Below are 11063 nucleotides of genomic sequence, written 5' to 3' on the forward strand. Positions count from 1 at the left end.
TGCAGCTCCAGATAACGAGGCAGCAGCGGCCTTCCCGCGCCGATCGTGACCGGCGCGATCGACACGATCAGTTCGTCGAGCAGGCCGCGGTCGGCGAACTGCCCCGCCAGATCTCCCCCGCCGACCATCCACAGATCACGACCGTCGGAAGCCTCGGCCATCTCGGCATAGACCTCGCGCACATCGGCCTGTGTGAACCGGATGTCCCCCGGCCCGTCCGGTCCCTTCGCGACAGGCAGGTCGTCGCGATGCGTGAACACCCAGCACGGCTGGTCGTACTCCCACTTGTCTTCTCCCGCATGGTCGAGAATCCATCGGTACGTGGAGGCACCCATCACCATCGCCCCGATGCCGGCAATGAATTCGTTGTACCCCGCCGGGCCGTCGTCCTCGGTCCGCCTCGACAACAACCAGTCCAGGGAATGGTCCTCGGTGGCAATGAACCCGTCGAGAGTTGCCGCGGTGTAGAAGATCATTCGCGTCATGGTCAAGCCCTTTCCTGCTCGGGTGGAACTGCTTCCGGTGTGACGCCCCGCTGCCACTCGATGGGGTCGCCGTGATCGACTGTGCGGCCGGCTGCCCGCAGCATGTGACGCACCAGCTGCCGCCGGTGCGCCGAGAATGTGAGAACGTGCGCGATCACGCTGCCCAGCACGAAGCTCTCGGGAGGCACGCACAGCGCATCGATGAGCCGATCGCCCCACGCTCCGCGCCGCTCGATGTCTCGGACGGTCTCCGCCCACTGCGGGGCGACGACGTCGAACCGCGCCTGCAATGCCGCAACGTCGGCATCGCCGCGCACAGGCTGATCCGCTCCGGCCATCGACGCGAGCCAGATTTCCTTGCTCCAGACGAGATTGCCGAGCACCTCCGCGATCGATTCGTCCGGGCCGTCCCACTCGAGCACCGTCAGTCCGGGAAACCGAGGGCGGGTGTACTCGTCGTGGTCGAGGTCGCGCGCGAACTCGAGCAGGAGTCGGGTGTCGTCGAGATCGTGATGGACCAGCTGAGCGGTCACCTGCGCCGCCGCATGGTCCCGGCGGCCGGATTGCAGACCTTCGTCCTCCACCCACAGATGCATGGGTGGGTGGAAGTGCACGCCGTTGGGGGCCGGCAGCCAGTGCGCGACGGGTGTCGGTGGAAGGTCGCGGGTGCCGAAAACACTCGGCGGGTATCCGTAGGCGCGGCTGAATGCCCGGCTGAAACCCTCGACCGAGTCGTAACCGGCAGCGAACGCCGCCTCGGTGACCCCGGCTCCCGAGCGCAGCTGCCACGCGGCCCGCTCGAGCATCACCCGACGACGCAATGCGACCGGGGATTCTCCTGTGCCGAGGCTGAATTGACGGCTGAAGTGCCACGGTGACGCGTAGGCCCCGTGTGCCATGTCGTCGAGGGTTGCGTTGTTCTCGTCGAGCACAGCGTCGAGCAGTTCACGCAGCCGATCGCGCCGGGATCCGGTCATGACAACAGTCTGACCTGCCGGGGCAGGAGCGTGCTTGACCGTTCTTGCTCCACCTCGCCCCCTCGCATCCGGCACGGCGCGGGGCACGGCACCACCCCGTCGTTACTTTCGTGCCCGTGCCGTCGCGCGACGGTTCTCCTTCTCGATCGCGTCGACGAGTTCTGTCTTGGTCATCTTCGAGCGACCGCGGATGTCGAGGCGGCGCGCAACGTCGAGAAGATGCTCCTTGGTGGCGTTCGCGTTCACACCTTCGTGTGTCTCGCCGCCGGCGTCCGGTCCTCCACTCTCGGCGCGTTCGTCCGAGGGACCCCGGCCGGACTTGGCCTCCCAGTGGTCCCCGACCTTCTCGTAGCTGTGCTTGAGCGCTGCGTAACCGACGCGGTACGCGCGTTCCTCGTCGCCGTACTGCTCGAGCGCCGAATCATGTGCCTCGGCGAAGGTCCGCTGCGCCTTCTCCTCGGATCGGCGCAGGGTACTCGGAAGCTCGCTCCGATCGGGAGCGCCGGATTTCTCGGTCTTGGGCATATCGGTGTCCTTCCTGTCCCGTCGTGCCTGTTCGGAGGTGACTGCGCGGCAGCTGCATATGCCGCCGTCCCGCTCATCCGGGCAACGTCTCACCCCCGATCGGGGCAAGAACCTCACCGCTGTAGTACGACGACATCGTGTCCGACGCGAAGAACACATACGAAGGGGCGATCTCGTCCGGCTGCGCGGCCCTGCCGTACGGTGCCTGCTGCCCGAACTCGGCGACCTTTTCCGCATCCATCGTCGCCGGGATCAGTGGCGTCCAGACAGGCCCCGGGGCCACACAATTGACGCGAATCTGCCTGTCGCTCAAAGCTTGCGCCAGGGAGTAGGTCAGCGCGATGACGGCTCCCTTCGTCGCCGAATAGTCGATCAGCGTCTTGTTGCCGCGCAAACCGTTGATCGAGGCGGTGTTGATGATCGCCGATCCGGGTGGAAGGTGCGCGAGCGCTGCCTTGCTGACGTGGAAGAAGCTGTCGATGTTCACGGCGAAGGTGCGCCGCCACTGTTCGTCGTCGAGATCCGCGAAGTCGTCGACCGGTTGCTGGGTACCGGCGTTGTTGACCACGATGTCCAGGCCACCGAGGGCGGCAGCCGCGTCGGCGACCACCGTCCGGCAATGCTGCGCGTCTGCCAGGTCACCGGGATACAGGTGACACGAGCGGCTCTCCCGCCGGACGAGATCCGCGGTGTGCTCGGCGTCCTGCTGTTCTTCGAGGTAGGCGATGGCAACATCGGCGCCTTCCTTCGCGAAGGCCACTGCGACGGCTCGCCCGATACCGGAATCGCCTCCGGTGATCAGCGCTTTGCGTCCCGCGAGCAGATCGCGGCCGCGGTAACCGCGCATCTCGTCTCGGGGCTGCTCGGCCATATCCGCGGTCTCGCCGGGATAGTCGATGGTGTGAGGTGGGCGTTCCTTGTCATCGTCCATGCGACCGCATACCCCGCCGCCGGGGTGAAAACACGCGCCCGTTTTTGCCGGGTTCGGACGGGGTATCCGGTTGCCATGCCTGATGCCATTCGACCCTGCGATCTTTCCGCTGCGTCCCTCCCCACCCCCCGGGGCCCGATCTCCACGGAGGTCGTCGAGCAGCTCGCGCGACCGGCGGACAGCGGAACGTGGCCGATCGCGGTGGGCGGCGCGGACCCGTACGGGGAGGATGTCCAGCTGGCTCTGGCCGTGCTGTACGAACTGCACTACCGCGGATTCGCGGAGGTGGACGCCGCCTGGGAATGGGCGCCGGGACCGCTGGGGTTGCGCGCCGAACTCGAACGGCTGTTCCTGTCGCGCCTGCGCGCCGACGTGCCCGCCGGGGACGACCCGGACGCGGTCTTCGAGGGACTGTGCCGGGAACCGCGGGACGCCTGGGGGGTATCGCACGAACTGGCCGAGCGGGGCACCTGGTCGCAGATGCGGGAGTTCTTCGTGCACCGCTCGATCTATCACCTCAAGGAAGCCGATCCCCACGCCCTCGCGATTCCGCGGTTGAGCGGTCGCGCGAAGGCTGCGCTCGTCGCAGTCGAATTCGACGAATACGGCGGCGGCCGCGCGGACCGAATGCATTCACGCCTGTACGCCGACCTGCTGACGGCCGCCGGTCTGCGCGAGGACTATCTCGGCTACCTCGACGCCGTCCCGGCCGTCACCCTTGCCACCGTCAACTTCATGTCGCTGTGCGGGCTGCACCGCGCACACACACCGATGCTTGTCGGTATGTTCACCGCCGCCGAGATCACGACCGCGCCGAGCGCGCGCCGGATGGCGAAGGCGCTGGAGCGGCTGGGCGCCGAGCAGGCGTGCATCACGTTCTACACCGAGCACATCGAAGCGGACGCGGTGCACGAACAGGTGTTGCGGCACGACGTGGTGGGGGATCTCGTCGCTCGGGATCCGGCATGTGCCACCGATATCGTGTTCGGGGCGGAAGCCGCCGAGTTCCTCGAAGGCCGGCTGGCCGGGCATCTGCTGGGAAACTGGTCTTCGGGGACGACGTCCTTGCGCGCGCCCGTTGCCGCGGTCGGTCAGCCCGTGGGCTGTCCGACCGGAGGCCGGGACCCAGGGACGTTTCAGTCGAGCACGCCGGGTTCGTGGGTCGAGGTACCGCCCGCCCCACGCATCCGCCGGTGACGGAAATTGATCGTGATCATCACCGCTCCGACCAGGAAAAGTACGACAGCGGCGACGATGCCGACTATTGTCCAGCCCCGGTATTCGTCTCCCGCGGCGGCGAGAACCATCGCGATGGCGGCGATGCCTGCGAGCACGCAGCCGTAGCCGATCCATCCCGCGGCCCGGGAGCCGGTGGTGGGGCGCTCATGTCTCGATGTGTTCGTCATGGTCGGCTGATACCCGTTTCTGCTTATCTGCCAAACGCTTTCGCGTGCCGACGCCGCGCGCGGATGCAGTCTAGGACGGTATCCGACGGTCGATCGGGCCGCGTTCGACGAGCGTCGCCAGCTTTTCTCGCGTGCTGCGGGAGCGGAGCACCGGACTGTCGGCGCCGACACCAGCGCGCATTCCGGCGACTGTTTCCTTCCACACCGCGGGACCGTCGTGCCGGGGCGTCCAGTCGAGGATCCTCGCGGCTCGATCACAGTCGAGCATGGGTGTGGTGTAGGCCAGTTCGATCCAGCCGCCCTCCACGGGTTGCACCCGCAGGCGCCATGCAGCTTCGGCCACCGACGACAGCACGCGCCACGGCACCGGTACGGTGCCGCAGCCGAAGGGCGCCACGAAGTCGGCCGCACGCACCGGTACGGACGATGCGAGATTGAATGTCCCTCCCGCTCGGCGTTCGAGTGCGGCGTCGATGGCCGTTGCGATGTCGTCGGAGTGTACTGCGGGAATGGCCAGGCTCCGGTCGATCGGCAGTACCGGAAGGTGATTGGTGATCGCGCTCGGCACGAAGTCCGGCAGGACGTAGCGCTCGAGCCCCATCCCGGCCGCGTACTGCCCGATGAAGCCGGGCCGCAGTCGTGTCAGGACGGGACCGCCGGGCGCGGCGGAAAGTTCGTCGAGCGCACGTTCCGCAGCCACCTTGTCGACGCTGTAGACACAGTGGGGAACACCGGTGGCAGGCCAGGATTCGTCGATCGGCCGGCCGTAGGATCCGGCCTCGTAGACCGCGCCCGAAGACATGTGGACAACATGCGGAACGCCCGCTTCCGCGGCGGCGGCGAACACTGCCCGGGTGCCGTCGACAGCGACGCGGCGCAGATACTCCCGCCGGTGCGACGGCTGGAAGCCCCATGCGAGGTGTACGACGGCGTCCGCCCCGGCCATGAGGGGTCTCAACCTGTCCTGCGCGTCCCGGTCGGCGAGGTCGATGGACGCCCATGTCGCGGCAGAATAGGGATCGCGCGCCGGGGGTGTCCGGCGCGCGATCGCTGAGATCTCCGGTGAATTTGCACGTTTCGCGAGGCAGCGCAGCACTGCGGTGCCGACGTTGCCGCTCGCTCCGGTGACGACTATCCGTTTCAGCGCGACTCCCATGCCTCGATGATCTGCGGGTAGGCCGCGGCGATCTCGTCCACTCGCTCGTCACTCGCGGTATCGATCTCGGCGCGATGACGTTGAGCGGTCACCAGCGGCCCCTCCGGTTTCCCGGAGCCGGCGGTGGCGTCGTCGGCGGGAGCGTTCGCCTCCCACTCGTGGATGACTTCGTCGAGCCGGAGCGCGACGAATTCGCGCTTACCCTCGCTCATTGCTTCCTCCACTCAGGCTTTCCGACATCAACGAGCCGACTCGGCTGCCTTCTGCTCGGTCTGGGCCGCGGCGTTCGACAGAACCCCGGCGGCGTTCTCGAGGTGCGCGCGGACGAACCACTGAAACTTTTCGAGCTGACCGGTCTGACCGATCAGGATGTCTTCGGTGATGGGGTCGAGCTTGCCGACCTCTTCGATCGCCTTCCGATTGTCGGTGATCACACCGTCGTAGACGAGGTCGAGAGCGCCGAGATGCGCCTGTGCGGTGTCGCGTCCCACCGAGTAGTCGTCCCACGTGCGGTTCTTCTCGATGGCGCCGGGGGTGCCCTTCGGGGATTCACCCAGTGCTGCAATCCGTTCGGCGACCTCGTCGGCGTAGCCGCGGACGAGCTCCACCTGCGGATCGATCATCTCGTGCACGCCGATGAAGTTCGGTCCGACCACATTCCAGTGGATGTGCTTGAGCGTGAGGTGCAGATCGTTGTAGGCGCTCAGCCGTTCCTGAAGCAGGCGGGCCACGTTCGCGCCGTCGGTGTCGCTGAGACCGGGCACCGTGTATTTCGACATGATTACATTTCCTCCAGCGTGCTGTCGGGTGTGTGCCGAACGCATACCCCGCTCTGCCCCGTTCTCAAACTCGCGGCCCTGTCGCACCGAGCGACAGGGCGGGGCCGCGATCGCGCGCCGCCCACCGATGACACAGCAGCACCAGCAGTGCGAGCTCCACCGGCATACCGGCGTAGTACATCACCTGCGCGCCGAGCTCGGCCTGCTCGACGGGCACGCCCGCCGGTGGGTCGGCGTAGAGGGTCTTGGCCAGGACATTATGTGCCGCGATCGACAGCACCAGCACGGTCGCGCGGGTGCCGAAGACGGCGCGGCGCGGCGAGGGGTCGACACCGACGAGCGAGAAGGTGTAGAGATAGCCGGCGGTGACGACGTGGAAGGTGACGGCCCACATCACCCAGGTGTCTGCCTGCATCCGGTCGAACAGGGACGTTCGGTAGAGGAGCCACAACCCGCCGATGTTCAGAATCGCCGCAGTCACAGGGTGCGTGAGAACCGCCACCGGTTCCGAGCGCAGCACCCGCGACACGTGCCGCGCCGAAGTCACCGGCAACGTGCGCAACACGAGGGTCATGGGCGCGGCGAGCACGAGCAGCAACGGCACGACCATTCCCACGACCACGTGCTCGACCATGTGCGCGACGAAGTCGTGGCCGTCGTGGCCGGGTCGTGTCAGCACCGCGACCAGGGCGCACCACCCCGCCGACCAGCACAGGGTGCGCAGCGGTGGCCACGCATGCGTGCGCGCCGCGGCCGTCGCGTAGACGACGACGGCGCAGAGCGCGACCGACCACACGAGTACGTGGGTCATCGCTGTTCGCTTCCCGCCTGCCGGGTTTCGGGTTGCCCCGCATCTCGGTACGTGGACGCGCTCAACGCCACTCCGGCCACGAGAAGAACCACGGCGACGATGTTCCAGGTCAGGTCGTACGGTAGGAGGTCGACGTCGTAGCGGATCTGGTGCAGGCCCATCAGCTTGTGCTGCACCAACCCGTCGTACAGCTGGAATACCCCGGCGCCCGTGAGGAACCCGCCCCAGACGGCACGCATCCACAAGCGGCGATGCCGGACGAGCATCACCACCAGGTAGAACCCTGCGACGGTCGCGAACCAGCTGAACGCGTGGAACAGACCGTCGGACACAAGTCCCGCACCGGTGGTCGAGCGGTCGTAGAAGTGATGCCAGTGCAGGATCTGATGGAACACGACCTCATCGATCATCGCGACGGCCCCCAGGCCGAGCAGGGCGCCGGCGAGCAGGTTGCGGCCGCGCTCGGGCCGTCGAGGTGCGGTTGCGCCGGCTCCGCCGGCAGGGCGTGTCGTAGCGTCGCGCTGGGTCATGTCTTCCGGCTACCCCGTGCACTCCCGGCCAATCCGTCCGGAGACGGACTCGTATCAGCGGACGGCGCTGTATTTCGTGTAGCCCTCACGCAGCTCGATCCGCCGCTCGTCGAGCCTCCGCACATCGCGCCACAGCACCAGGAACGCGCCGCGGTGACGCCAGCGCAGGTAGCGGGCGATCAGCGCGGGTGAAGTGACCGTACTGCGCTCGTATCCGAGGAACGAGCCGCCCGAGTGCGGGCTGACCAGCACGCCTTCCAGAGTGAGGGTTTCCGGGCCGTCCGTGACCCGGAACCGCGCGTCGACGACGGTGCCGAGTCGATGACCGTCGGCGTCGTGGGCCCGGATACCGAGGAGATCACTCAGCCGCATGTCGAGCCCCCGGGATCCGGCCGATCACACGGTCGGCGGTCCAGCGTTCGACCCACAGGTGGTCGAGCCGGGCGCCCTCGACAGACAGGTGCACGCATACGCCGATGCGGTCGACGTCGTTCCATTCGAGGCGGTCGAGCCGCGAATCCGGCGGCCTGCCACCGAAGATGCGGGTGGGAAGCGCATTGCCGCTGAGGATCGCGTCGACGCGCGGCGGCGGTGCGTCGGGATCGATGTCGGTTCCTGTCTCGATACCGGTCAGTTCGAGATCGTCGACCACGGCGACAGGTTTGTCGTCGATGTCGACGACGAGGTGATCGAGCACGTGCAGTCGCGCGTCGACGGTCCGGTCCCGTGTCGGCGGGGACGGCAGGTCGGTCGGCTTCCGTCGTGGGTTCGCCCGTCTCGACTTCGTGAGTCGCAACTTCATCCTCCGGCTCCCGTCATGATCAACAGGGGTATCGCCGCGACCGAGGCCAGGAGAATCACCGGCAGATACGCCACGCCCAGCGCATTGACCACGCGTCCGTTGACGTGTTGGCCCATGTACTCGGGATCGTTCGCGACGATCAGTATCGGAATATAGGTCAGGGGTAGTGCCACGGCCGAGAACACCACCGACAGTTCGGTGACCATGATCGGATCGACGCCGGTGGCGAGCACCGCCAGGCCCACGAGCAGCGACACAATCATCACGACGTGGAATCGAGCGGCCTCGACGGGCGCCCGGAACTTGCCCCACGCCCACCCGAAGAACTGGGCCAGCGTGTATCCACTGGACAGGGTCGTCTCGAGTGCGGCACCGAAGGTGGCGGCGACGATTCCGACGATCGCGAAAGCCAGGGCCAGGCGACCGCCTGCTTCGGCCACGGGAAGTACCACCTCGGACAGGGAACCTACTTCGACCCCGCGAGGAAGCAGGACCACTGTCGCGCACGCGGCAATGCTCAACGACAGCAGGCCACCGAGCGGAAAACCGATCAAGACATTGACGCGAGTAAGACCGAGGTCCTTCACACTCCAGTGCTCCTCGACGGCACCCGAGGAGAAGAAGAACACCTCGTAAGGGGTCATCGCGGCACCGAACAGGGCGACGGCGTAGAACCAGTACACCGACACCTGCTCGTTTTCCGGCACGGCGGGGGCCACTACCTGGTTCGCGAGGTCTCCCCAGTCGGGTCCGAGCAGGAACAGGGCGACGGCGAACACGATCAGGGCGAGTCCCGCGAACCCGGCCATGTTCTCCATGACCGAGAACTTCACCCGCCAGATCACGAGCCACACCGCGAATGCCGCGACGGGCATCCACATCAGGGGCCCGACCCCGGATGCGAGCTGCAGGGCAAGCGCGACACCACCGACCTGTGCGGTGAGTGTCAGCAGATTGATGAAGAACGACGCGCCGAGGTTGGCGAGTGCGGCCCGCGGACCGAGACGCTCACGAATGATCTCGAAGGTGGCCCGTCCGCTCACCGCGGCCACCCGACCGGCCATGTTCGCGAACAGGCAGATGCCGACCACACCCACTACCACCACCCACACCAGGCTCAAACCGAACCGTGACCCCACCACGGCATTGGTGACGAGGTCGCCGATGTCGACGAAACCCCCGATGGCCGTGAGGATTCCGAGTGCGACAGCGAACAGCTTCTTCACCGCTCACCCTCCCCGAACCTCTCGAGGGTGTCGGCGAGGTCGCCGAGCGCACCGTCGAGTGTTGCCGCGTCGGGCGCTCCGGGCACGTTGTAGACGTGTTCGCGAGTGCGACCGAATACCGTGATCACCTCGTCGAGGTGTGCCAGCAGGGCATCGCGGTGTGCGGCCTCGCTCGCGGTCGCGGTTTCGAGAGTCGCGACGGTGCCGTGAGCGGTGAGTACCTCCTCGAGCGAGTCCGACACGAGGGTGGCAGCGTGGTTACGCGTCGTGCGTTGCCCCACGTCGAGTGCGAGACCCATGCGGACCGCTTCGGCCGACGATGCGGCGGTGTCCGCCGCGCGCGACAGGTCGCCCTCTGCTCCGCCGGGCACGCCCGAGCAACCTGCCGCCACCACCGCGACCGCAACCACCGCTGCACGCCAGAGCCGATTACGCACCTGAGCCTCCTGCGACACCGGATCGATCGCTCCGCTTCGGCCGCCGTTCGACGGCACTCGGTCGGGATACCCGCACTTCTTCGTGTCAACCCTTGTCGCAGCAAAGCTTCCTCGGCAACCGATTCCATACGGAGTTTTTCCTGGTCGGCAATGGGCACCCGTCTTTCGAGGATCTCACTCGGATGTGTCGACAGGACAAAGGAGAATACTGTGATAACAGTCGAACCCGGCACCGTGGTCGTCTATACCGATGTGGTTTGCGGGTGGTCGACGGTCGCGCTGATCCGTTTTCTGCGGGCGCGCGACGAGGCCGGTCTGGCCGACGAACTACGCTTGGATCATCGCTTGTTCGCGCTCGAGGACGTCAACCGTTTTCCCATCCCGAAACGGTATCTGGACGCGGAGATCCCGGTGCTCGGTGCATGCGAACCCGACTTCGGCTGGAAACCGTGGCAACGCGATCCGTCCACGTGGCCGAGCACATCGTTGCCTGCCGACGAGGCCGTACACGCCGCGAAACTACAATCGCTACGCGCCGCCGAGGAACTGGACATGGCGATACGACTCGCTTTCTTCCGGGACAGCCGCACAATCTGCCTGCATCACGAGCTGTGTGATATCGCCACCGGGTGTCCGAGCGTCGATGTCGACGTCCTCGCCGAAACCCTCGACGCAGGCACTGCGCGTGGGATGATGATGCGCGACTATCGGTTACACGCCTCGCAGGTGCAGGGCAGTCCGCATTTCTTTCTCGCCGACGGATCCGACGTCCACAACCCCGGTATCTCGCTGCGCTGGATCGGCGAACCGGGAGCCGGTTTCCCGATCGTCGACCACGACGATCCACGCGCGGTCGAGACGTTGGTGCAGCGAGGTTTTCTCAGTAAGTTGATCTTGCTGGGATGGGGTCGTACCGGATCACGAAGGGACGCAGGGCCCCTGGTAGGACTGGATTTGCGAAGATCGAATCCGAACCAGAGGGCCCCACGTGATCACCT

General features: G+C 66.6%; 16 protein-coding genes. 2 read left to right on the plus strand and 14 right to left on the minus strand.

What is annotated here, in order from left to right; all coding sequences use genetic code 11:
* The 4 genes from Q8814_RS20560 to Q8814_RS20575 all read right to left on the minus strand — a co-directional run.
* A partial coding sequence (locus Q8814_RS20560) for a dihydrofolate reductase family protein (RefSeq protein ID WP_330153864.1) occupies positions 1-485 on the minus strand: 485 nt, incomplete at its 3' end.
* Between the two features lie 2 nt (positions 486-487).
* Positions 488-1462, minus strand: a complete 975-nt coding sequence (locus tag Q8814_RS20565; RefSeq protein WP_330153849.1) for a helix-turn-helix domain-containing protein — start codon at positions 1460-1462, stop codon at positions 488-490.
* A 102-nt stretch (positions 1463-1564) separates the two neighbouring features.
* Positions 1565-1987, minus strand: a complete 423-nt coding sequence (locus tag Q8814_RS20570; RefSeq protein ID WP_330153850.1) for a ChaB family protein — start codon at positions 1985-1987, stop codon at positions 1565-1567.
* A 73-nt stretch (positions 1988-2060) separates the two neighbouring features.
* Positions 2061-2918: an SDR family oxidoreductase gene (locus Q8814_RS20575; RefSeq protein WP_330153851.1), complete on the minus strand. Its 858-nt coding sequence runs from the start codon at positions 2916-2918 to the stop codon at positions 2061-2063.
* 75 nt (positions 2919-2993) lie between these two features.
* Between Q8814_RS20575 and Q8814_RS20580 the strand changes: the two genes are divergently transcribed.
* Positions 2994-4115, plus strand: coding sequence for an iron-containing redox enzyme family protein (locus Q8814_RS20580; RefSeq protein WP_330153852.1), 1122 nt, complete (start codon positions 2994-2996; stop codon positions 4113-4115).
* On the opposite strand, the gene Q8814_RS20585 is transcribed toward Q8814_RS20580, so the two are convergent.
* The 10 genes from Q8814_RS20585 to Q8814_RS20630 all read right to left on the minus strand — a co-directional run bounded on the left by Q8814_RS20585 (position 4055) and on the right by Q8814_RS20630 (position 10065).
* Positions 4055-4324 (minus strand): hypothetical protein, encoded by a 270-nt coding sequence (locus Q8814_RS20585; RefSeq protein ID WP_330153853.1) that lies wholly within the window; start codon positions 4322-4324, stop codon positions 4055-4057. The genes Q8814_RS20580 and Q8814_RS20585 overlap by 61 nt on opposite strands.
* Before the next feature lie 70 nt (positions 4325-4394).
* Entirely contained in the window at positions 4395-5480 is a 1086-nt protein-coding gene (locus Q8814_RS20590; RefSeq protein WP_330153854.1) for an NAD-dependent epimerase/dehydratase family protein, read from the minus strand.
* Positions 5465-5692 carry a hypothetical protein gene (locus Q8814_RS20595; protein WP_330153855.1) on the minus strand — a complete coding sequence of 76 codons (228 nt, stop codon included), beginning with the start codon at positions 5690-5692 and terminating at the stop codon, positions 5465-5467. Before Q8814_RS20595 ends, Q8814_RS20590 begins: the two co-directional genes overlap by 16 nt.
* 27 nt (positions 5693-5719) lie before the next feature.
* On the minus strand, positions 5720-6259 hold the full coding sequence (locus Q8814_RS20600) for a Dps family protein (protein WP_330153856.1): 540 nt from the start codon (positions 6257-6259) through the stop codon (positions 5720-5722).
* Between the two features lie 64 nt (positions 6260-6323).
* Positions 6324-7070, minus strand: coding sequence for a cytochrome c oxidase assembly protein (locus Q8814_RS20605; RefSeq protein WP_330153857.1), 747 nt, complete (start codon positions 7068-7070; stop codon positions 6324-6326).
* Positions 7067-7600, minus strand: a complete 534-nt coding sequence (locus Q8814_RS20610; RefSeq protein ID WP_330153858.1) for a DUF2243 domain-containing protein — start codon at positions 7598-7600, stop codon at positions 7067-7069. The genes Q8814_RS20605 and Q8814_RS20610 overlap by 4 nt, the downstream gene beginning before the upstream one ends.
* A gap of 54 nt (positions 7601-7654) precedes the next feature.
* Positions 7655-7972, minus strand: coding sequence for a PRC-barrel domain containing protein (locus Q8814_RS20615; protein ID WP_330153859.1), 318 nt, complete (start codon positions 7970-7972; stop codon positions 7655-7657).
* A complete protein-coding gene (locus Q8814_RS20620) occupies positions 7959-8402 on the minus strand; it encodes a hypothetical protein (protein WP_330153860.1) in 444 nt (147 codons plus the stop codon). Before Q8814_RS20620 ends, Q8814_RS20615 begins: the two co-directional genes overlap by 14 nt.
* Positions 8399-9628: an NRAMP family divalent metal transporter gene (locus Q8814_RS20625; protein WP_330153861.1), complete on the minus strand. Its 1230-nt coding sequence runs from the start codon at positions 9626-9628 to the stop codon at positions 8399-8401. The genes Q8814_RS20620 and Q8814_RS20625 overlap by 4 nt, the downstream gene beginning before the upstream one ends.
* Positions 9625-10065, minus strand: a complete 441-nt coding sequence (locus tag Q8814_RS20630; protein WP_330153862.1) for a hypothetical protein — start codon at positions 10063-10065, stop codon at positions 9625-9627. Before Q8814_RS20630 ends, Q8814_RS20625 begins: the two co-directional genes overlap by 4 nt.
* 210 nt (positions 10066-10275) lie before the next feature.
* Between Q8814_RS20630 and Q8814_RS20635 the strand changes: the two genes are divergently transcribed.
* Positions 10276-11063: DsbA family oxidoreductase (locus Q8814_RS20635; protein ID WP_330153863.1), on the plus strand; the 788-nt coding region annotated here is incomplete at its 3' end.

This window comes from Rhodococcus chondri, assembly GCF_036327435.1.
In the GTDB taxonomy this organism is placed as follows: domain Bacteria; phylum Actinomycetota; class Actinomycetes; order Mycobacteriales; family Mycobacteriaceae; genus Rhodococcus; species Rhodococcus chondri.